The sequence below is a fragment of the Amycolatopsis sp. NPDC050768 genome (assembly GCF_040654155.1).
In the GTDB taxonomy this organism is placed as follows: Bacteria; Actinomycetota; Actinomycetes; order Mycobacteriales; family Pseudonocardiaceae; genus Amycolatopsis.
Genome location: NZ_JBFAHL010000024.1, coordinates 104,130 through 125,711, shown reverse-complemented (window position 1 = coordinate 125,711; position 21,582 = coordinate 104,130). Strand labels below are relative to the sequence as shown.

Here is a 21,582-nt window from a genome sequence, read left to right as displayed (position 1 = left end):
GGCATCTGGGTTAAGGGCAAGGTTCTATCCCGGGTCTTTGGAGGTTTCCTCCAATAACGCCCCGTGGACTTGGTGACCGGCCGCATCCGAGGGACGCGACCCAGCGTGGTGTCATAGACGGCGTGACAGCAGCAGTCCTCTCACCCGGCCAGGGCTCACAGGCCCCCGGCATGCTCTCCCCGTGGCTCGAGACCGACGGCGCCCGCGCGCGCGTCGAGGAGTGGTCCGCCCGCGCCGGGCTCGACCTCGTCCGCCTCGGCACGGAAGGCGACGCCGAGGAGATCCAGGACACCGCGGTCGCGCAACCGCTGATCGTCGCGCTCTCGCTGCTCTCGTTCGAGCGCCTGCAGCAGGTGGCGCCGGTGGCCGACGACGCGCCGGTGGCCGGCCACTCCGTGGGCGAGCTCGCCGCCGCCGCGATCGCCGGGGTGCTGACCCCGGCCGACGCCGTGGCGCTGGCCGCGGTGCGCGGCGCCGAGATGGCCAAGGCCTGCGCGCTGGAGCCGACGTCGATGGCGGCCGTGATGCTCGGTGACCCCGAGCAGGTCGTCGCGTGGCTCGAAGAGCGCGGGCTGGCCGCGGCCAACCGCAACGGCGCCGGCCAGATCGTCGCCTCGGGCGCGGCCGACGCCATCGAGCGGATCGTCGCCGAACCCCTGGAGGGCACGAAGATCCGTGCGCTCAAGGTCGCGGGAGCCTTCCACACGCCGTACATGGCGCCGGCGGAAGACGCCCTTCGCGAGCACGCCGCCGGCCTCACCCCGGCCGACCCCACGCGCCCGCTGCTGTCGAACGCCGACGGCACCGTGGTCACCAGCGGCACCGAGTACCTGGAGCGGCTCCTCGCGCAGGTCACCCGGCCCGTGCGCTGGGACCTCACGATGGACGGCCTCGTGTCGCTCGGCGTGAGCAGCACTGTCGAACTGGCGCCCGCGGGCACGCTGACCGGCCTGGTCAAGCGGCAGCTCAAGGGTGTCGTCACCACAACCACCGCGCTGAAGACGCCGGCCGAGCTGGCGAAGCTGCGCGAGGAGGACGCCCTGTGACCGACCGTCCCAGCCTGCGCCAGAGCACGGGCCCTGCCAGCACCCGCATCCTCGGCGTCGGCAGCCACCAGCCGGAGAGGGTCGTGACCAACGACGACCTCTCGGAGCTCATGGACACCAACGACAAATGGATCCGCGAGCGCGTGGGCATCATCGAGCGTCGCTTCGGGAACAAGGACGAGCTGCTCGTCGACTTCGCCGTCGCCGCCGGCACCGCCGCACTGGAAGACGCGGGCGTCGATCCGTCCGAAGTGGACACGGTCATCCTGCCGAACTGCACGATGCCCTCGCCCATTCCGAACGCGGCCGGCCAGGTCGCCGCCCGGCTCGGCATCCCGAGCCCCGGCGCCTTCGACCTCAACGCCGCGTGCGCCGGCTTCTGCTACGGCCTCGGCGTGGCCTCGGACCTGATCCGCGCCGGCTCCGCGAAGAAGGTGCTCGTGATCGGCGCCGAGAAGCTCACCGACGTGGTGGACCCGACCGACCGCGCCAACGCGATCATCTTCGCCGACGGCGCGGGCGCCGCGGTGGTCGGCGGCTCCGACGAGCCGGGCATCGGCCCGGTCGTGTGGGGCAGCGCGGGCGACCTCGTGGACCTGATCTACATGCGCGACGAGAAGTGGATCTACCAGGAGGGCCAGTCGGTCTTCCGCTGGGCGACCACGCAGATCGCGCCGATCGCCCTGCGGGCGCTCGAGGCCGCGGGCCTGCAACCGTCCGATGTGGACGTGCTGATCCCGCACCAGGCCAACCTGCGCATCGTCGAGTCGATCGCGAAGAAGCTGCGCGCCGCGGGCGCGCGGGAGGACATGATCGTGGCCGACGACATCAAGTATTCCGGCAACACTTCGTCGGCGTCGGTCCCGTTGGCGCTGGACCACATGCGCAAGGCAGGCACCGCGAAGCCGGGCGACATCGTGCTGGCGATCGGTTTCGGCGCCGGGCTCTCGTATGCCGGACAGGCCTTCGTCTGCCCCTGATGGATACTTCCCTCGCGGACGCCGTGTCCGCGAGGTGGACCTGTAGAAGAACCGAGAAGGGAACAACTCCAATGGCTGACAACGCTGAGATCCTCGCCGGCCTCGCCGAGATCGTCGAAGAGGTGGCCGGTGTGGCTCAGGACGACGTCACCGCCGAGAAGTCGTTCGTGGACGACCTGGACATCGACTCGCTGTCGATGGTCGAGATCGCCGTGCAGGCCGAGGACAAGTTCGGCGTCAAGATCCCGGACGACGAGCTCGCCAACCTGAAGACCGTCGGCGACGCGATGAACTACGTGTCCGCCAACTCGAAGTAAGTCCTCTTCGTACCCGGGCCGGGGATGCTCCCCGGTCCGGAGCCGAGACCTTGGGGAGACTCCCATGAGCAACATCGACGTCGTGATCACCGGTATGGGGGCGACCACGCCCCTCGGCGGGGACGTCGCGTCCACCTGGGACGGCCTGCTGTCCGGCCGCAGCGGCATCCGCCCGCTGACCGCGGACTGGGTCGAAGAACTCGGCCTGCCCGTGAAGATCGGGGCGACGCTGGCCGTCGATCCGTCCGAGGTCCTGCCGCGGGTCCAGGCCCGCCGGCTGGACCGGTGCGAGCAGGTGGCGATCATCGCCGCCCGCCAGGCCTGGGCCGACGCTGGGTTCGCCGAGCAGACCGACGAGCACACCGACGTCGAGCCGGAACGCCTCGGCGTGTCGATCGGCACCGGTGTCGGTGGCCCGATGACGCTGCTGAGCCAGAACGACCTGTTGCACCAGCAGGGGCTCCGCAAGGTGTCGCCGCTCACCGTGCCGATGCTGATGCCCAACGGGCCGGCGGCGCACGTGAGCATCGACCTCAAGGCGCGGGCGGGGGTCCACTCCCCCGCTTCGGCGTGCGCCTCCGGCGCCGAGGGCATCGCCACCGGCTACGAGATGATCCGGTCCGGCAGGGCCGACGTCGTGGTCGCCGGCGGGACCGAGGCGTGCATCCACCCGATCACCCTCGCGGGCTTCGCCCAGGCGCGCACGGTGTCGACCCGCAACGACGACCCGGCGGCCGCGTCCCGGCCGTTCGACTCCAGCCGCGACGGCTTCGTGCTCGGCGAAGGCGCCGGGGTGGTCGTGCTGGAGCGGGCCGACCTCGCCAGGGAGCGCGGCGCGCGGATCTACGCGAAGCTCGCCGGCTACGGCATCACGTCCGACGCCTACCACATCACGGGCAACCACCCGGAAGGCATCGGGCAGATCGCGGCGATGCGGGCGGCCATGAGCATGGCCGGCCTGTCCCCGGCGGACATCGGTCACGTCAACGCGCACGCGACGTCCACTGTGGTCGGTGACATCGGCGAGGCGGCGGCGATCCTCAAGGCCGTGGGCGACCACGCCGTGGTCACCGCTCCGAAGGGCGCGCTCGGCCACCTCGTCGGCGGTGCCGGCGCGGTCGAGGGCATCGCCACGATCCTCGCGCTCTACGAAGGCGTGGTGCCCGCCACGCTGAACCTCACCGACCTCGACCCGAAGGTGCAGCTCGACATCGTGTCGGGCGAGAACCGCAAGGTCGAGCTCACCGCGGCGCTCAGCAACTCGTTCGGCTTCGGCGGCCACAACACCGCCCTGCTGTTCACGCCGGCCGCCTGATCGGTTCCACCGCAACGAATCAGGGCCCCTCCCGTCGCGGGAGGGGCCCTGATTCGTTGTCCGGGCCGGGCAGAGTCAGCACTTCTCCTGTTCGGGCAAGGTCCCGGGGGTGACGGTGTCGATCTTGTACCCGCCGCCTTCGAGGATCATCGGCAGCACCAGGCGCCAGTGGATGCAGCCCTCCTTGAGCGCTTCCGGTGCCTCGTTGGACGACTGCGTGCTGGTGAAGCCCACGAGCACCCGCAGCGACGAGCCTGCTCCGGGTTCGATGCGGTACAGCAGGATGCTGCCGTCCTTCGTGGACTTGTAGTCGCTCGTCCACATCGTGCGGGGGTTGTCCAAGATCCGGGCTTTGCTGACCGAGCGTGCCCATTGGTCGTAGTCGTGGTTGTTGATGCCGTCGAAGTAGTCCTGCAGCACGGCTTGCACGGCCTTGCCGTTCGGGTGCCGGGCGGCGTCCTCGGTGACCTTGACGTCACCGGGACCGGGTAGGTCGTCCTTGTCCACCGACGTCGGCGTCGTGAGGGCGATGGGGTCGGCGGTGTCGACGACCGGGCGGCGGTACAGCTCGCGCGCGAGCAGGCCACCGCCGACGGTGATCGACAACACCACGACGATGACGGGTACCAGCCACCGCTGGCGGGCGGGTGCGGGCGGACGGGCGGTCACCCCCGAGAGGGTACCCACCCGCCCGCGGGTGTCACCCGACCTGGTGCAGCCACGTGACGGGAGCGCCGTCGCCTGCGTGGCGGTAGGGCTCGAGTGCCTCGTCCCAGCTCGCCGCGAGCAGCTCGTCCAGCTTGTGCGCGAGCGACTCACCGCCACGAGTCATGCTCACGAGGGAACGCAGCTGGTCCTCGCCCACCACGATGTCGCCGTTGGCGCTGGTACGGCCGTGCCACAGGCCCAGTCCGGGCGCGAAACAGAACCGTTCGCCGTCGACGCCGGCGCTGGGTTCCTCGGTGACCTCGAAGCGCAGCATCGGCCACGCCTTGAGCGCCGAGGCCAGTTTGCCCGCGGTACCGGAAGGCGCGCGCCAGCCGCACTCGGCACGCAGCTGCCCGGGACTGGCGGGCTGCGCCGTCCACTTCAGCTCGACTCGGGCCCCGAGGGTGCCCGAAATTGCCCACTCGACGTGCGGACACACCGCAGACGGCGACGAGTGGACGTACACCACACCTCGGGTGTTGCCACGGGTGCTCACTGCTGACCTCCGCTTGCTCGACGAGGGACGTCTTCCCCTACGACCTCTCGAGCTTCGCTTCGGCTTGTGGGCTTCCGTGCCCCTCCCCGATGTGCCACTTCCCGATCTGTGTAGCACATTCTGCACCCCAACCGTGCCGTTTGGCCACACGAACACCACAAGTCGCACCGGAATCCCCCTTGAGGAGGGAGGCTCGCCGACGCGTCCGCGTGTAGCAGGGATCTGCGGGGCAGGCACGCTAGCGTGGGCCGCGAAACGGACGAGGTGAGGAGGGTTTCGGTGCGACTGGTCCGCCTCGGGCAGCAGCCGTCGCGCGTCGCCGAGGATGTGCGGGCAGCGCTGGCCTCCCTCGGCCGCGGCAGCACCGTGATCGGTGGCGTGGCCCTGATCGGCGCCCGCCCGGCCGGCGGCGAGCGCGCCGTCGAAGCCGTGGTGGTGCTGCCGAAGGGCGTGCTCATCGTGATCGGCGTCGACCTCCCCGACCCGGCGCTGCGCCTCGAAGCGCCGCTCGGCGGCCCGTGGAAGGCCGACGGCTGGCCGCTGGTCCACGGTGACGACGCCGTCAACCCCGCCACGGAAGCCCTGGACCTCTCGGCCGAGTGCGAACGCCGCATCGCCGAGCTGGCGCCGGGTTCCGGCCCGGTGGGCACGATCGTGGCGGTCGGTCCGTATGTCGAGACGGTCGATCAGCCACCCGCGGACCTCTCCGGGCCGGTACGCGTGCTGCACCCGACGCCGACGACGATGCTGGCCGCGACGGTGTCGCTGGCCACGGCGCGGAGTCCGCGGTCGCTGGACCAGGCGCGGGCGTTGATCACCGCGCTGGCGCCGGATGCGCCAGGGATGTCGGACGAGGTGCTGCTGGGTGAGGGGTTCGTCCGGTACACGGATGATCCGCCGGTTCCTGTGCCTGCTCCTGTTCCGGCTGCCGCTCCTGTTTCTGCTTCCGGTGTGTCGAAGCCCGCGCAGCGCACGCGCATCACGTCGGTGCCGCCGCCACCGCCGGTCATCCCGACCACCCGGCCGGTGCCGCACGTCGCCGCGCCGTCCCTGGCCGGCGTCCCGGCCGAGGCGCCGGCTTTCCCGGGTGCGTCCACTTCGGTCACTTCCCCGGCCGCGGTTCCGGAACAGGCGGGTCACCTCGCCACCGCACCCACCGAGTCGACGGCGGCACCGGGTTCGTCCACTTCGGCCGCTTCGCCTTTCCCCACGGAGTCTTCCTCGGCGGCCGTTCCCCCGGCCACCGAGGAAACCACCGGCACCGACCAGGACGCGGCGATCCACCTCGCCGACGCCCCGACGGAGTCCACCGCCGCACCGACCTTCCCCGGTACGGCTGCTTCGCCGGCCACCGGGGAGTCGGCCACCGCGCCTGAGCAGGCGATTCCCCTCGCCGACGGGCCGACCGAGTCGACTGCCCCGCCGAGTTTCCCCGGTGCGGTGCCGAACGGTCCGTCCACTTCGGGCGGTGGCCGGGGCGGTTCGCTGGAGTCGGCGGTGACGGAGAAGATGACGTCGCCGAGGCAGGATGGGCCGAAGCAGAGCGGGCAGCGGCCGGCCGGGCAGCGAGCGGTGCCTGCGCCGAGGCCGGTCCCGCCGGGGAATGGCAACGGCAGGCCGACTGGTGCGCCCGGCGGCAAGCCGCCCGTCCCTCTCGGTGGAAACCCGCCTGTCGCTCCGGCTGGAGGCAGGTCTTCTGTCTCCGCTGGTGGCAAGGCTCCGGCTGGACAGCCTCCCGTCGCTGCCGGCGGCAAGCCCGCCGTGGCCGGCACCAACGCCGTCGCGGGTGGCAAGCCCGCCGTGGTCGGCGCCGGACCGGGTGGCACACCGCCGGCACCGGCGGCCCGGCAGGGTGCCGCAGCGACCGCGACGAACGCGGCGAGCCCGCCGAGGGCTGTGTCGTCGGCGCCGTCGGCCTCCGGGTCGGTGGAGGTTCCCGCGGGTGGCGGTGCGCCGCCGCGGGAGAAGGAGCAGTCGCGGACCGTGCGGTGGGTGCCGGTGGCCGCGATCGGGTTGCTGGCGATCCTGTTGGTCACGGCGATCGTCGTGGCGGCGACCGGCAGCGGTGGGGGCGGCGAGGCCGCTCCCGCACCGAGCTCGAGCGCGCGGCCGGTGCCGCCGCCCGCGGCCGTGAGCAGTGCGCCGGCCGGCAGCGCGTCGCCGAGCCTGTCGTTCGAGCCGCGGGCGAGCAGTTCGGACCAGCGCTGCGCGTCGCACGCGTTCGGCGACGTGCAGGCCAGTCTGCAGCAGACGAGCTGCTCCGCCGTCAGCCGCGCCAGCTACACCGCCCTGGTCGATGGGCGCGCCGCCGCGGTGACCATGGCCGTGGTCCAGTTCCCCGACGCCGCCCAGGCCACGCACTTCAAGCAGGTCGCCGACACCCCGGGCGGCGGCGGCATCCTCGACGTCGCCACCGAGACCGGCAAGTGGCCGGCCCCGCCCCCGCAGTTCGACAGCGCCGCCTACGCCAGCAAACTCGACGGCACCGGCGTGCGGCTGGTGCAGGTCGTGTGGCAGTCCGGTCCGTCCACTCCGGACGACCCCGGCCTCACCCGCGCGGCCCAGCGCGCCCTCGCACTCGCCATGCCCGCCTGACCGCCTTGAAAAACAGCGGGTCCCCGGCAACAGCCGGGGACCCGCCACCTTCCAGAGCCCTGCCTACAGGCCGTAAGCCTCCAGCAGCCGCAGCCAGACCTCGCTGATCGTGGGGAACGAGGGGACCGCGTGCCACAGGCGGTCGAGGGGGACTTCGCCCACGACGGCGATCGTGGCGGAGTGCAGCATTTCGGCGACGTCCTGGCCGGCGAAGGTGACGCCCAGGACCACGCCGCGGTCGGTGTCGACGACCATACGGGCCTTGCCGGTGTAGCCGTCGGCGAACAGCGCCGAGCCGGCGACCGCGATGTCGATGTCGACGACGCGGTCGGCCGAGCCCTCGCGGGCCTCGGTGAGACCGACGGACGCCACCTCCGGGTCGGTGAAGATGACCTGCGGCACTGCGTGGTGGTCGGCGGTCGCGCTGTAGCGGCTCCACGGCGCGGTGGAGATGTCCTCACCGCGGCCGCGCGCGGCGATGCTGTCACCGGCCACGCGGGCGCCGTACTTGCCCTGGTGGGTCAGCAGCGCGCGGCCGGTCACGTCGCCCGCGGCGTAGAGCCAGCCACCGTCCACGGCGGACACGCGGCCGCTCTCGTCGACCTCGAGCGGGCCCTCCGTGGGCAGGCCGAGGACGTCGAGCCCGACGTTGCCGGTCGCCGGTACGCGGCCGGTGGCCACCAGCAGCTCGTCGACCACCAGGTCTTCGCCGCCGGTGAGCTTGAGCCACGCGCCGCCGCCGTCCACAGCGGACACCTCGTCGATGCCCGAGCCGGTGTGCACGATCACGCCGTCGGCGCGCAGGCCCGCGAGCACCAGGTCGCCCGCGAACTCCGGCAGCCGCGGCAGTGGGCGCTTGCCCGTGATGATCAGGTGCACCTGCGCGCCCAGGCGCGCCCACGCCTGCGCCATCTCCACGCCGACGACGCCACCGCCCAGCACGCCGAGCCGCGCGGGCACGGCCGACGACGCCGTCGCGTCGCGCGAGCCCCAGGGCTTGATCGTGTCGAGGCCGGGGATCGGCGGGTAACGCGGCACGCTGCCGGTGCAGACGATCACGCCGTGGCGCGCGGTGAGCACCTGCCCGTCGGACAGCGTCACCTCCCGTTCACCGGAAATCCGCCCGTGGCCGCGGATCGGCTCGACGCCCACCCCTCGCGCCCAGTCCACCTGGCCGTGGTCCTGACCTTGCGGGTCACCGCGGCCGATGAACGAGTCCCGGCGGGCGAGCACCTGCGCCGGGTCGAGCGCGTCGCCGACCACCACCCCCGGCATGCGTTTGGCCGCGGCGAGCAGGTTCCCCGGGCGCAGCAACGCCTTGCTGGGGACACACGCCCAGTACGAGCACTCACCGCCGAACAACTCGTGCTCGATGAGCGCCACCTTGAACCCGCCCATGGCGGCGCGTTCCGCGGCGACTTCACCGACCGGGCCGGCCCCGATCACCACGACGTCGAAAGTCTGTCCTGACATGGGTTCAGCGCACACCACCGCGCGGCTTCACGCAAGCCAGCCGTTATTGTCTTCCGCGAGCTGCAAGAAATCGGCGACACCGGGTCGTCGCCGTGCCGATTGCACGCACGACCACGATCGAGCACGGAGGCTTTCGCATGGCCAAGAACACCGCCGTCCACGTGTTGGACGACCTCACCGGCGAACCCGCCGCCGAGACGGTGGGCTTCGGCCTCGACGGACTCGACTACGAGATCGACCTCTCCGTCCGCAACGCCGCGGCACTGCGCGAAATTTTCGACCCCTACGTGACGAACGGCCGTCGCACGGGTGGCCGCAAGCAGCGGCCGCGCCTGGTGGCGGGGGCGAAAGCCGTGGAACCACAGGAAGTTCCGGCGAAGGCCAAGCCCGCCAAGCGCATCGCGGCAGCGGCGAAGACGACGGCCCGCCCGGTCGAGCTGGCCGAACCGGCGCCGAAGACCACGCGGGCCAAGCAGCCGGTGAAAAACCCTGCCGCGGAACCGAAAGCCGTGGTGAAGACCACTGAGCCGAAGCCGGCCAAGGACGTCCGACGCCCGGTGAAGAAGATCCCCGCCGTCACGTTCTCCGCCGGCGAGTAGCGCTCACCGGCGCTGTTTGCCGTCGGTGTGCCAGCCGTCGTAGTGGTAGCGCGTGTCCAGCAGCACACGCTGCCGCTCGAGCTCCGCGTCCGTCGGCGGTCGCGGCACGAGCGGGCCGAGCAGCCCCGCGGACGCGGCACGCACCACGGACTCCACCTCGCCTTCCGGCGGGCGCACGCCGTGGTCGGCCAGCGAGGCGACCTTGCTGCGGTGCGAGTCGAGCGGCTTCGGGTCCGGCGGCGGCCCGGTGAGGTAGGCACCGACGCGCGCGGCGTCGGTGTCGATCAGCAGTGTCGAGTGGGCCAGCAGCCCGTTCTTGGTGCGGAACACCGCGAACCCGCACAGCTTCGCGTCGCCGATGAACAGGCCGCGCCCACCGAGGCGCGGCGGCAGGCCGAGCTTCTCGACGGCCGCCGACATCACCAGCCCGAGCATCTCCAGCGGCCGGTCGGCCGGGCCGGGCAGCACGAGCGTGACGTTGAGGTTGCCCGGATCGTGGAACACCGTCCCACCACCGCTGGCCCGGCGCAGCACCGGCACGCCGTCGCGCTCGCACTCGGCCACGCGCACCTCGCGCGCCACCTTCTGACCGCGGCCGACGACCACGCTCACCGGGTTGCGCCACAGCCACAGCACCGGCGCGGCCGGGCCTTCCCGCAGCAGCGCCTCGTCGAACGCCAGGTTCCCGGCCGGGTCGCTGAACTCCGCACGCACGTCCGACCCGGTGTCCACAGCGCTCCTCCACGACCTCGCCCGCCGAAGATCCGGCGTCCCCGAAGAACAGGCTGGTCAACGAAATCGTAGCTCTCCGGCGCCGGCCCGCGGCTAGGCGGACGGGCGCCAGTGGGGCACGCCCACGAGGATCATCCGCAGGCGCTTGCGGGCCAGCTCCAACGTGCGTTCGTCGGCTTCGCGGTCGCCGTGGCGGACGTCGAGCAGGTCGACGACCGTGGCGAGCATGGCCGTGACGATGAGGTCGGCCAGCGCATGGAGGTCTTCGGTGGGCCACTCGCGCAGGTGGTCGAAGCGGGCGAGGTCGATGGCCAGGTCGCTGGAGAACAGCCGCAGCTCCACGCCGATGGCGCGCGCGACCGTGCCGGTGCCGGCGTAGCGCTCGCGCGTGACGAAGCGGAAATGGTCCTCGTGCGCTCGCACGTGTTCGAACAGCGTGCGCACGGACGCGTCGATCATGCCGCGGTGGCTCACGGGCTCGGCGCGCGCGGAGCGGATCATGCCGCGCAGCGTGCGCGTGGTCTCCTCGACCAGGGCGACGCCAAGCTCGTCCATCGAGGTGAAGTGCCGGTAGAACGCGGTGGGCACGATGCCCGCGCGCTTGGTGACCTCGCGCAGCGACAGGCTGCCGAACCCGCGATCGGCCAGCAGCTCCAGTGCCGCGTCGAGCAGCGCCTGGCGGGTGCGCTGCTTGCGCTCCTGCCGGCTCACCGACGCCGGCACCTCGAATTCCGACCCAGCGGACACCCCCAGCAGCGTACTGACGCCTTCGGCATGGTCCACGTCACATCACCTCGCTCCCGCGTTGACAGCCACCCGGGCCGTGCCCCCACACTAGTGAGTGTACAGATGTGCACTCAAATCCGGAGGGCGTGATGACCGCACTGCTCCCGCAGCGCCTGCGCGGGCTCGCCTCGCTCGCCGAGGCCCTGCTCACCCCGCACGGTGCAGACCGCTACCTGGAACTGCTCGACCCGATGCTGGTCCGCCGCGAGATCCGCGGCCGCGTCGTCGACATCCGGCGCCAGACCCCGGACACGGTCACGTTCACCGTGCGGCCGAGCCGCGCGTGGCGGGGCTTCGAGGCCGGGCAGTACGTGCGCCTGACCGTGGAGATCGACGGCGTCCGGCGCACCCGTTGCTACTCGCCCTGCGGGCCGGGTGGCGGCGACCTCGAGTTCACCGTGAAGGCCGACCCGCAGGGCCTGGTGTCGCGCCACCTGCACGCCAGCACCCGCGTCGGCACGGTCTTCGGGCTGTCCGCCGCGGACGGCGAGTTCACCCTGCCCTCGCCGCGACCTGAGCGGATCGTGCTGGTCAGCGGCGGCAGCGGCATCACGCCGGTCCTCGCGATGGCACGCCGGCTCGTCGCCGAGGGGCACCGCGGCGAGGTCGTGTTCCTGCACTACTCCAACACCGCGGACGACGTGCTCTACCGCACCGAGCTGGCCGGGCTCGCCGAGCGCCACCCCGGGTTCCGGGTGGTCCACGCGCACACCCACGGCCGGGGCGGCGACCTGCGCGGGTTCTTCTCGAAGCAGCACCTCGCCCACGCCGCGCCGTGGTTCCGCGACGCCGAGACCTTCCTCTGCGGTCCGAAACCGCTCATGGACTCGGCCCGCGAACTGTTCGAGGCCGAAGGACTCGGTGAACGACTGCACACCGAAGAGTTCACGGCGCCGCCGCTGACGTTCGACGCTGAGACCAACCAGACCGCCGAGGGCACCGTGCGCTTCGCCCGCAGCGGCCGCGAATGCGCCAACTCGGGCAAGCCGCTGCTGGAGCAGGCCGAGGACGCGGGCCTGTCGCCGGAGCACGGGTGCCGCATGGGCATCTGCTTCTCCTGCACCCAGGTGAAGACCGCCGGGCGCGTGCGCAACGCCCGCACCGGCGAGGTCTCCGGCGAAGAGGACGAAGAGATCCAGCTCTGCATCAGCGTCCCGGTCGGGGACGTCGAGATCAACGCCTGAGAGGCGTCGTGAGCACATCGTGCCCCGCCCGATCGCGACGCCGACCGGGTGCGGGTGCGCCGCAAGACACAGGAGGTACGCCATGACAGGACTTCAGGACCGCCTCACGCCAGAACAGATCGAGGAGTTCGGCCGCGAGCTCGACGCGCTGCGCCGGCGCGTCGTCGACGACCTCGGCGAGGCCGACGTCGAGTACATCCGCACGATCATCAAGACCCAGCGCGGGCTGGAGGTCGCCGGGCGGGGGCTGCTGTTCGCCGGGTTCCTGCCGCCCGCCTGGGTCGCCGGCGTCGCGGCGCTGTCGCTGGCCAAGATCCTCGACAATATGGAGATCGGCCACAACGTGATGCACGGCCAGTACGACTGGACGCGCATCCCGGAGCTGAGCTCGCAGCGCTTCGAGTGGGACAACGTCGCGCCCGCCGAGAACTGGCGGCATTCCCACAACTACCTGCACCACACGTTCACGAACATCCTCGACAAGGACCGTGACATCGGTTACGGCATCCTGCGGATGGACGCGGCGCAGAAATGGCACCCGTACTACCTCGGCAACCCCGTGTACGCGACGCTGCTGGCCCTGCTGTTCCAGTGGGGCGTGATGCTGCACGACCTCGAAATCGAGCGAGTTTTCAAGGGCGAGCGCACGTGGGCCGAGAACGTGCCGGTGCTGCGCAAGATCGTGCGCAAGGCCGGGCGTCAGATCGGCAAGGACTACGTGCTCTTCCCGCTGCTGACCGGACCGCTGGCGCCGCTGACGCTGGTGGGCAACGCGAGCGCGAACCTCGTGCGGAACCTGTGGGCGTTCGCGATCATCTTCTGCGGCCACTTCCCCGCCGACGTGGAGAGCTTCACCCAGGAAGAGACCGACGACGAGTCGCGCGGCCAGTGGTACCTGCGCCAGATCCTGGGGTCGGCCAACATCACCGGCGGCCCCCTGTTCCACATCCTTTCGGGGAACCTTTCGCACCAGATCGAGCACCACCTGTTCCCGGACATCCCGGCGCGGCGCTACCCCCAGATCGCGGCCGAGGTGCGCGAGATCTGCGAGCGCTACGGCCTGCCCTACAACACCGGGCCGCTGCGCAAACAGCTGTGGTCGGTGGCCAAGAAGATCGTGAAGCTGGCGCTTCCCGGAACGCCTCCGGGCGGCCCGGAGGTTACGGTGGACCCCGACCGGCAACTCCGAGCAGCCTGAGGAACCGCACATGGTGGGTCAGTTCGAAAGCGGCAAGGACACGGTGCAGGAGCTCACGGAATCCGCGGCCACCCACATCGGGGCGATCGCGACGATCATCACCGGCGCCGTGCGCGACATCGCGCGCGAAACCGGCAGCTGGCTGACCGACGTGATCGAGATGCGCGAAGCGTCGCAGCGCGCTCGGGAGGACAGCGCCCGTGAGCACGGTGCCCGTGAGCACAGCGCTCCTGAGTACAGCGCTCGCGAGGACGAGCAGCGCCCCCAAGAAGACTGACGCCCCGGGCCGAGCGGGGGAAATCCCCCACCCGGTCCAGGGCGAACCTGGTGGTCGGCCGGCCGGGTGACGGGCAGACTTCGGGGCATGACTTCTCGGGCCGCGGACGCACGCGCGCCGCGGCGCGGGTGGTGGCCGGGGCCGCTGCGGCAGACGCGGGCGGAAACGGTGTGGCTGGTGGTGGCCGGGGTGCTGTCTCCGGTCGCGCTCGTCGTCGTGCTCGTCGGGCTCGCGATCGGTGTCGCGTTGAGCCCGCTCGGGCTGGGGCTGCTGGTGCTCGCGGGGGTCGTGCGGGGGATGCGGCTGCTCGGGGGCCTGCACCGGCGGCTGGCGGGCGTGTTGCTCGACGCGCCGCTGCGCGCGCCGGCGCCGGTGGCGCTGCGGCCCGGGTTGTGGCACTGGCTGGTCGCGCGGCTCGGCGACCGGCACGCGTGGCGCGCCGGCGCGTATCTCGTGCTGCGGGTCCCGATCTCGTTCGCCGGGTTCGCCGTGGCCGGGTCGCTCCTGGTGTTCGGCGTCGCGGGGGCGAGCTACCCGGTGTTGTGGTTCTTCACGCGCGACGTGCTGCCGGTCTACAACATCGTCAGCCGCACGTGGCCGGGCACGGTGCTGTGGGCGGTCGGCGGCGTGATCGCGCTGGCCGCCGTGCCGTGGGTCGTGCACGCGCTGGCGGTCCTCGACCGGCAGCTCGGGCGGCTGCTGCTGTCCGGGCCCGGGTTGCTGCAGCGCCTGCGGTTCCTGGAGGAGACGCGGGCGACGGCGCTCGAAGACGCGGCGCAGCGGTTGCGGCGCATCGAACGCGACCTGCACGACGGGGCCCAGGCGCAGCTCGTCGCGATGGCGATGAAACTGGGGCTGGCGAAGGAAGAGCTGGCCACGGATACCGTCGACCTCGACCAGGTACGCACGCTCGTCGCAGCCGCGCACGGCAACGCCAAGCAGGCGCTGGTCGAGCTGCGCGACCTCGCGCGTGGCATCCACCCGGCGGCGCTGGACAAGGGTCTCGACGTCGCACTGTCCACTGTGGCCACTTTTGCCGGGATGGCGGCGACGGTGTCCGTGCGGCTGGGCCACCGGCCGCCGCCGTCGCTGGAGGCCGTGGTGTACTTCGCCGCTGCGGAGCTGATGACGAACGTGGCGAAGCACTCCGGAAAGCCTTGCACCGTCCGGATCGACGAGCACGACGCCGTGCTGCGGCTGACCGTCACCGATCCCGGCCCCGGCGGCGCGGCAGTGGTACCCGGCGGCGGGCTGGCCGGGGTCGCGGAGCGGCTGCGGCCGGTGGACGGCGAGCTGACCGTGGCGAGCCCGCCCGGCGGCCCGACCGTGGTCACGGCCGAGGTCCCGCTGCCTCGCTAGGCTGGCGACGAGGGGGGACGCATGCGGATCGTGATCGCCGAGGACTCGACCATCCTGCGCCAGGGCCTGGTTGAGCTGCTGGGGCTGCGGGGCCACGACGTCGTCGCGGCGGTGAAGGACGCCGAGGAGCTGCGGGCGGCCGTGCGCGCGCACCGGCCCGACGTGTCCGTGGTCGACATCCGCATGCCGCCTTCGCACACCGACGAGGGCCTGCGCGCGGCGATCGAGCTGCGCGAGGAGCTGGCCGGGTGCGCGATCCTGCTGTTCTCGCAGTACGTGGAGACGAAGTACGCGAAGCAGCTGCTCGCCGACCAGGCCGGCGCGGTCGGCTACCTGCTGAAGGACCGCGTCGCCGAGGTGTCCGACTTCCTCGACGCGCTGCGCCGGGTCGCGGCCGGCGAGACGGTGCTGGACCCCGAAGTCGTGCGCCAGCTCTTCGCCGCCACCGGCCGGTCGGGGCCGCTGGCAGAACTGACCGCCCGCGAACGCGAGGTGCTCGACCTGATGGCGCAGGGCCGGTCCAACTCCGCCATCGCCGGCGATTTGTTCCTGTCGGCGGGTTCGGTGGAGAAGTACGTGACGAGCATCTTCGCCAAACTCGGCCTGCCGCCGTCGGAAGGCCACAACCGCCGGGTGCTGGCGGTGCTCCGCTACCTCGGCGTGTGAACGCACCTACGCTCATCACCATGTACTCCACCGAACTCGAGGTGCACACCGGAAACACCGCCGTCGTGCACGACCTGACCCACGAGGCCGAGAAGTTCCTGCGCGACGCCGACGCCACCGACGGCCTGCTGCACGTCTGGGTCCCGCACGCCACGGCCGGTCTCGCGATCCTCGAGACCGGCGCCGGCAGCGACGACGACCTGCTCGCCGCGCTGGAGGACATCCTTCCCCGCGACGCGCGCTGGCGGCACCGCCACGGCAGCCCGGGCCACGGCCGTGACCACGTGCTACCGGCGCTGGTGCCGCCGTACGCGACGGTTCCGGTGCTGGGCGGGGTGCTCGCGCTGGGCACCTGGCAGTCGGTCTGCCTCGTCGACACCAACGTCGACAACCCGGTGCGCAAGGTCCGCTTCAGCTTCTTGTGTGGCTGAGTCTTTGGCCCCGGCTGTGTCTTTGGCCCCGGCTTCGCCGGGGCGTGCGAGATCGCCTTTGAGCCGGCTTCCGGATGGGGTGGTCGGATCGGCCGGGGGCCGATCGCACCGCCCCATCCGGAAGCCGGCGCGATCTCGCTGGTGGGTCGGCTCGGCAGGGTGAGTTGGGTGGGTGGCGCCGATCTCAGCCGGCTGCGACCTCGACGGGGCGCTCGGCGGGCTGAGGTAGCTCACGTCGCGAGCGGGTCGGCCACAGGGCCAAGGCCAGGCCGACGACCAGCAGCCCGGTCAGGACCCACACGCCCGTCGTCACGTCCGGAGCGGCTGGCGCGCCCTGCAGGAGGCTGCGCAGGCCTTCGGTCGAGAAGCGGAACGGCGTCCACGACCACAGCAGCGCGCGGTAGGCCGGGTTGAGCAGTTCGGGCACCTGCCCGGCCACCGCGGGCGCCACGAGGTACAGCGGCGCCAGGATGGCGAGCGCGCGCAGGCCGAGCAGCCGCAGCAGACCGGCCTGCAGCGCGGCGAACGCGGTGACCGTGAGGAACAGGAAGCCGAGCACGTCCCAGGTCAGCGGCAGCGTGGAGTCCCACAGCGCGGCGAAGCCCACCAGCACACCCGTCACCAGCACGCCGCTGCCCAGCACCTGCGCCAGGCGGACCGGAACGCTCACGCGACGGCCGGCGCTGAGCCGCACCAGCACGGCACCGGCGACGAGCGAGCCCAGCCAGGCGAGCGCGCTGGCGGCCAGCGGCACGATCCGGCCCGCGGCGCTCGCCGGCTGCAGCATCTCGAGCCGCGGCTCGCCGGGCAGCGCCTGAGCGGCGCCCGCGAGGACCTGCTGCGCCACCTGCGTGCCCGCCGGGTTCACCGCACCGGAGAGCACGACGGTGGCGGCGGGGCCAGGACGAAGCTCCAGGACCCCGTAGACCTCCTTGTCCGCCAACAGGTTCCGGGCCTCGGCCGGGTCGGCGACGCGCCAGTCGAGCTGCGTGCCGCCGTGGGAGGCGACCTGGTGCGCCAGCCCCTGCAGCGGCGGCGGCGCCGAAACGGCGACAGGAACGTGATCGGGCGCGACGGAGGCCTGCGCCCCGAAGGTCAGAAACCCCAGCACCACGGCGGCGAGCGCACCCACCAGCACCGCGACCAGGGCGAACGCGCCCGCGGGGCGCCGAGTAGCAGCCGACATATCGGCCTCCCAGTTATTCTTCACATGTTGAATTACGATCAAAGTAGGTCGCGCCCCCCGGAAAGTCAACAGACGTTGAATACTTCCGCCGGTACCCTCACGGCCGTGACGACGACGCACGCGCACCGGCTGGTGCTCTGGGACATCGACCACACGCTCGTGGACCTCACGGGGGTCGGCAGCAGCTGGTACGCCACGGCTCTCACGGCCATGGGCACCGAGCTGCGCACCCACCCCGACTACGGCGGGCGCACCGAGCGCGCGATCACCGCCGACATCCTCACCACGCACGGCATCGAGGCGACCGAGGAGAACATCCAGCGCCTGTGGAGCGAGCTGATCGCCGTGGCCGACGAGGCCCGCGGCACGCTGCACGAAGCCGGCCGGGCGCTCGACGGCGCGGCGGCGGCACTGGCCGCGATGGCCGGCCACGGCGCCGTGCAGACGCTCGTCACCGGCAACCTGCCGGAGATCTCGGTGCACAAGCTCGCCGCGTTCGGCCTCGACGAGCACCTGGAACTGGAGATCGGCGGGTACGGCTCGCTCTCGGCGCACCGGCCCGACCTCGTCCCCCACGCCGTGGCCGCGGCGGCCGCGAAGCACGGCACGGCGTTCGTGCCCGGCGACGTCGTGGTGATCGGCGATACCCCGAACGACGTGAAGGCCGCCCTCGACAACGGTGCCGTCGCGGTAGCTGTCGCCACCGGGCACTACAGCGCCGAAGAGCTCGCGGCCTCGGGTGCCCACACCGTGCTGCCCGATCTCGCCGACCTCGACTCGGTGCGCAAGGCCGTGCTCGGCTGAGCGGTTCACCCCTGCTTTCGCCCCGCACGGCGGTTTCGGCGCCCGCGCCGAGGCCGCCGTGCGGGGTTCGCCCCTGGTCGAGTGCTGTTCCCTGAGCCCGCATCCGCCTTCGGGTCAGGGTTTTCTCCCTCCGGGGTGGCACTCCCCTAGGGGGACAAGTCGCTCCCACGAAGGATGTCGGCTTTAGGTCCAGGCGCAAGACTCGGATCATGACGACCGCATCGCCGGCGGCGGGGACCGCCAGCGGTGCCGGCACGGGGGGACGCGGGCGGGCGGCCGGAAGGCCGAAACGCGAGCGGTTCGCCGTGCTCTGGCGCCGCCTGCCGTTCACCACCGCCGTCGTGCTCGCGATCCTCGTGGCCGGGGTCGCGAGCCGCACGCTCTGGCAAGCCGCCGAGCACCAGCCGTCGTTCGCCTACTACGCCTACGGCCTGCCCTCGCTGGAACACGGCCGCTGGTGGACGCTGGCGACCGGCCCGTTCTTCGCGCCGCGGCCGCTGTTCTACCTGCCGATGGCCGGCACTTTCGCGCTGCTGACAGGGTTCGCGGAGTGGCAGCTCGGCACGCGCCGCACGATCCTGGTGACCGTCGGCGGGCAGCTGGCCGCGGCCGCGGCGGCGATCCAGTTCCTCGTGCTGTGCCGCCATTCCGGCTGGACGTGGGCCGCGCACATCGCGACCACACTCGACGTCGGCTTCTCCGGCGGCACGCTCGCGGCCATCGCCGTGGCCAGCGCGACGCTGCGCGCGCCGTGGCGGCTGCGGCTGCGCGCCGGGTTGTGCGTGTACGCGGGCGTGGCGATCGTGTACGTCGGCACGCTCGCTGATCTCGTGCATTTCTTCGCACTGGTGCTGGCGTTGCCGCTCGGCCATCGGCTCGCGGGCACGGCGCGGCTCACCGAACCGGTGCGGCCGAGCGTGCGCGAGTGGCGGCTGCTGGCGTGCGCGGGACTGCTGCTGCTCACTGTGGCCGAAGTGGTCATGTGGCTCGTCCCTGGAGACGGCCCGTTCGGCCCGTCGGACGCGGTTTCCCTGTCGGCGCGAGAGATTCTCATCATGGGTGTGCTCGTGGTGCCGATGCTCAACGGCCTGCGCCGCGGCTCGCGCGTCGCGTGGCGCTGGGCCGTGGGGTTGTGCGTGTTCGCGGTGTCGCAGGTGCTCCTGGTGAGCGGGGTCCTGGCCGTGGCGAAGCTGGTGCGCACCGAGTACGACAGCCACGGGCTTTCGCTGTTCTTCGTGGACAATCTCCTGTGGACGGTCGAGCTGGTGCTGCTGATCGCGGCGAGCGGGGCGTTCCGCGTGCCCTCACGCCGGCGGCGCCGCAAGCTGCTGCGCGGTGGTCCGGACGGCAGCCTTGCCCGGCTTCTGCTGGGGCGCAACGGAGGCAGCACGATCTCGTGGATGACGACGTGGCCGCAGAACGCGTACTTCGTCGCCTCCGACGGCGCGTCCTACCTCGCTTACCAGCGCCACGCGGGGGTCGCGATCGCGCTCGGCGATCCCGTGGCGCCGTGCGGCTCGGCGGCACACGCGCTCACGGAGTTCCGGGAGATGTGCGAGAACTCCGGGCTCGTGCCGTGCGTTTTCTCTGCGACGGCCGCCACTGCCGGCGTGACGCGGGAGCTGGGCTGGCAGCACGTGCAGGTCGCGGAGGACACGCTGGTGGATCTCGAGAACCTGGAGTTCCGCGGAAAAGCCTGGCAGGACGTGCGTTCGGCGTTGAACAAGGCCCGCAAGGACGGCATCGAGTTCCGCCTGGTGCGCCTGGCCGAGCAGCCGCCCGCGATCCGGGAGCAGGTGCGCGCGCTGTCGGAGGAGTGGGTCGGCGACAAGGGCCTGCCGGAGATGGGGTTCACGCTCGGCGGTGTCGCCGAGGCGATGGACCCGGCGACGCGCGTGGGGCTCGCGATCGACGCGACGGGCACGGTCTGTGGTTTCACGTCGTGGCTGCCGGTGCACACGGGCTCGGGCACGGTCGGCGGGTGGACGCTCGACGTGATGCGCCGCCGTCCGGACGGGTTCCGGCCGGTGATGGAGTTCCTGATCGCGTCGGCGTGCCTGGCGTTGCGTGACGAAGGCGCGCGGTTCGTGTCGCTTTCGGGCGCGCCGCTCGTGCGCAGCCGCGACACCGCACCGGCGCGTGCGGTGGACCGGGTGCTCGACGCGGTGGGCGCGTTGATGGAGCCGTACTACGGGTTCCGCTCGCTGCACGCGTTCAAGGCGAAGTTCCAGCCGCGGCGCGAGCCGCTGTACCTGGCCTACCGCGACGAGGCCGACCTGCCGCGCATCGGCCTCGCGCTCGGGCGCGCGTACCTGCAGGGGGCCGGGCTGAAGGACTTCGCGAAGCTGGCGTTGCGGCGTCAGCGCGTGGTCGGCGGCGGCGTGGTCGTGGTCCGGTCGGCGGCCGGCACGCCGCGGTAGCTCTGAAGCAAGCGGACGACGTCGGCGCGGCTGGTGGTGTCGTCGGTGTAGACGACGAGGACCACGGACTGGGTCGCGGTGGCCAAGGCGAGCGCGCCGACGGTGACGTGCTTCTGAGTGCAGGCGTCGGTGCCGCCCTGGGTGACGTCGGCGAGCACCACTCGCGCGGGACGGGTTAAGCCTTCGAGCTGCACGGTCGCGTCCTGCGCCGGCGCGTACGTCACCTTCGCGCCGGGGTCGTAGGCACTGCCGACCAGGTCGCCGACGGCTTTGCGCGCGGCGGCTTCGGCGTTGCCGCCGTCTTCGGTCGTGACTCCGGACCCGCCGTGGCGGCTGTCGCTGCCGCAGTAGCCGCGGCCGACGGACGCCGTGGTGCCGAGCGTGATCCCCGGCGAGGTCGCCGTGCCGTCCCAGCCGTGCACGACGCCGGGTTCCGGTGTCCAGCTCGGCGGGACGTCGTAGGCGAAGCTGCCGTCGCGCGCGGCCACGGAGGACCAGCCGTCGACCACCGCGGGCACGACGAGGTGCGGCTCGGGCTGGAAGGTGACCGGGCCCTGGCTGGGTGTCGACGGGCTCGCCGAGTGGTGGCGGGCGGCGCCGAAGAAGTTCATCGCGGCCACACCGAGGGCGATCACGGCCACGAGGATCCACAGCGCCCGCGACGGCCGCCCCTTCAACCGCGCAGGCGGCCGGCTCGGCGGCCGGATGCGCTGGGGCTCCGCGCGCGGAGCGCGCCCGGTGGCGGCGGGATCCTCGGCGTACCAAGGAGTTCCGCCGGGTTTCTCGCCTTGCGCCGGCCACGGACCGCGTCCCGGTTCGGCCGCCGGCTCGGCGGCGGACTTCCCGGAAACCGGGGAGCCCGTGCCGTAGCCGGCGGCCGGGAAGCCAGGCGCGTCAGCGGGTTCGTACCCGCCGACGCCGGTGAGGGCGGCGTTGTCCTCGTAGCCGCCATCACCATCGGCGCCGTCGGCACCGTCGCGGCCGGACCGGCCGAAGAGCCCCACCGGCGT

At 72.2% G+C, this 21,582-nt stretch carries 21 protein-coding genes; 14 read left to right on the top strand and 7 right to left on the bottom strand.

The genetic code is table 11. From position 1 onward, the window contains the following. Positions 1–122 precede the first annotated feature (122 nt). The 4 genes from AB0H62_RS44880 (at position 123) to AB0H62_RS44865 (ending at position 3,658) form a co-directional block, all read left to right on the top strand. Entirely contained in the window at positions 123–1,046 is a 924-nt protein-coding gene (locus tag AB0H62_RS44880) for an ACP S-malonyltransferase (RefSeq protein ID WP_266118348.1), read from the top strand. After that, entirely contained in the window at positions 1,043–2,026 is a 984-nt protein-coding gene (locus AB0H62_RS44875) for a beta-ketoacyl-ACP synthase III (protein WP_220237883.1), read from the top strand. The genes AB0H62_RS44880 and AB0H62_RS44875 overlap by 4 nt, the downstream gene beginning before the upstream one ends. Before the next feature lie 71 nt (positions 2,027–2,097). Then, complete coding sequence (locus tag AB0H62_RS44870) at positions 2,098–2,343, top strand: acyl carrier protein (protein WP_220237882.1); 246 nt, start codon at positions 2,098–2,100, stop codon at positions 2,341–2,343. Positions 2,344–2,407: 64 nt separating this feature from the next. Then, complete coding sequence (locus tag AB0H62_RS44865; protein WP_220237881.1) at positions 2,408–3,658, top strand: beta-ketoacyl-[acyl-carrier-protein] synthase family protein; 1,251 nt, start codon at positions 2,408–2,410, stop codon at positions 3,656–3,658. A 75-nt stretch (positions 3,659–3,733) separates the two neighbouring features. Here AB0H62_RS44865 and AB0H62_RS44860 read toward each other — a convergent pair whose 3' ends face one another. Next, complete coding sequence (locus AB0H62_RS44860; RefSeq protein WP_220237880.1) at positions 3,734–4,327, bottom strand: hypothetical protein; 594 nt, start codon at positions 4,325–4,327, stop codon at positions 3,734–3,736. Positions 4,328–4,358: 31 nt separating this feature from the next. Next, positions 4,359–4,862 carry a DUF3145 domain-containing protein gene (locus tag AB0H62_RS44855; RefSeq protein ID WP_220237879.1) on the bottom strand — a complete coding sequence of 168 codons (504 nt, stop codon included), beginning with the start codon at positions 4,860–4,862 and terminating at the stop codon, positions 4,359–4,361. 279 nt (positions 4,863–5,141) lie between these two features. Here AB0H62_RS44855 and AB0H62_RS44850 point away from each other — a divergent pair, with 279 nt between their 5' ends. Further along, on the top strand, positions 5,142–7,457 hold the full coding sequence (locus AB0H62_RS44850; protein WP_360592318.1) for a hypothetical protein: 2,316 nt from the start codon (positions 5,142–5,144) through the stop codon (positions 7,455–7,457). 63 nt (positions 7,458–7,520) lie between these two features. On the opposite strand, the gene AB0H62_RS44845 is transcribed toward AB0H62_RS44850, so the two are convergent. Next, positions 7,521–8,930, bottom strand: coding sequence for an NAD(P)/FAD-dependent oxidoreductase (locus tag AB0H62_RS44845; RefSeq protein WP_360592317.1), 1,410 nt, complete (start codon positions 8,928–8,930; stop codon positions 7,521–7,523). Positions 8,931–9,067: 137 nt separating this feature from the next. Between AB0H62_RS44845 and AB0H62_RS44840 the strand changes: the two genes are divergently transcribed. Next, positions 9,068–9,529 (top strand): histone-like nucleoid-structuring protein Lsr2, encoded by a 462-nt coding sequence (locus AB0H62_RS44840; protein WP_360592316.1) that lies wholly within the window; start codon positions 9,068–9,070, stop codon positions 9,527–9,529. 3 nt (positions 9,530–9,532) lie between these two features. Here AB0H62_RS44840 and AB0H62_RS44835 read toward each other — a convergent pair whose 3' ends face one another. Beyond that, entirely contained in the window at positions 9,533–10,261 is a 729-nt protein-coding gene (locus AB0H62_RS44835; RefSeq protein ID WP_360592315.1) for a lipoate--protein ligase family protein, read from the bottom strand. Between the two features lie 93 nt (positions 10,262–10,354). Then, positions 10,355–11,008, bottom strand: a complete 654-nt coding sequence (locus AB0H62_RS44830) for a TetR family transcriptional regulator (protein WP_255637657.1) — start codon at positions 11,006–11,008, stop codon at positions 10,355–10,357. Between the two features lie 128 nt (positions 11,009–11,136). Between AB0H62_RS44830 and AB0H62_RS44825 the strand changes: the two genes are divergently transcribed. From AB0H62_RS44825 to AB0H62_RS44800, 6 genes are all read left to right on the top strand, one after another. Next, complete coding sequence (locus tag AB0H62_RS44825) at positions 11,137–12,231, top strand: ferredoxin reductase (protein ID WP_360592314.1); 1,095 nt, start codon at positions 11,137–11,139, stop codon at positions 12,229–12,231. Positions 12,232–12,313: 82 nt separating this feature from the next. Next, entirely contained in the window at positions 12,314–13,429 is a 1,116-nt protein-coding gene (locus tag AB0H62_RS44820) for an acyl-CoA desaturase (RefSeq protein WP_360592313.1), read from the top strand. A 10-nt stretch (positions 13,430–13,439) separates the two neighbouring features. Further along, on the top strand, positions 13,440–13,706 hold the full coding sequence (locus tag AB0H62_RS44815; RefSeq protein WP_360592312.1) for a hypothetical protein: 267 nt from the start codon (positions 13,440–13,442) through the stop codon (positions 13,704–13,706). Positions 13,707–13,793: 87 nt separating this feature from the next. Then, positions 13,794–15,065: a sensor domain-containing protein gene (locus tag AB0H62_RS44810; RefSeq protein WP_360592311.1), complete on the top strand. Its 1,272-nt coding sequence runs from the start codon at positions 13,794–13,796 to the stop codon at positions 15,063–15,065. A 21-nt stretch (positions 15,066–15,086) separates the two neighbouring features. After that, positions 15,087–15,731: a response regulator transcription factor gene (locus AB0H62_RS44805; protein ID WP_360592310.1), complete on the top strand. Its 645-nt coding sequence runs from the start codon at positions 15,087–15,089 to the stop codon at positions 15,729–15,731. 20 nt (positions 15,732–15,751) lie between these two features. Beyond that, complete coding sequence (locus tag AB0H62_RS44800) at positions 15,752–16,162, top strand: secondary thiamine-phosphate synthase enzyme YjbQ (protein ID WP_220237869.1); 411 nt, start codon at positions 15,752–15,754, stop codon at positions 16,160–16,162. Positions 16,163–16,346: 184 nt separating this feature from the next. Here the strand turns inward: AB0H62_RS44800 and AB0H62_RS44795 are convergent, their stop codons facing one another. Beyond that, entirely contained in the window at positions 16,347–17,348 is a 1,002-nt protein-coding gene (locus tag AB0H62_RS44795) for an ABC transporter permease (protein WP_360592309.1), read from the bottom strand. 132 nt (positions 17,349–17,480) lie between these two features. Between AB0H62_RS44795 and AB0H62_RS44790 the strand changes: the two genes are divergently transcribed. Beyond that, entirely contained in the window at positions 17,481–18,152 is a 672-nt protein-coding gene (locus AB0H62_RS44790; protein ID WP_360592337.1) for a haloacid dehalogenase-like hydrolase, read from the top strand. A 209-nt stretch (positions 18,153–18,361) separates the two neighbouring features. Then, a complete protein-coding gene (locus AB0H62_RS44785; protein ID WP_360592308.1) occupies positions 18,362–20,572 on the top strand; it encodes a DUF2156 domain-containing protein in 2,211 nt (736 codons plus the stop codon). Here AB0H62_RS44785 and AB0H62_RS44780 read toward each other — a convergent pair. Continuing rightward, a complete protein-coding gene (locus AB0H62_RS44780) occupies positions 20,512–21,576 on the bottom strand; it encodes a hypothetical protein (RefSeq protein WP_360592307.1) in 1,065 nt (354 codons plus the stop codon). The genes AB0H62_RS44785 and AB0H62_RS44780 overlap by 61 nt on opposite strands. Positions 21,577–21,582 lie beyond the last annotated feature (6 nt).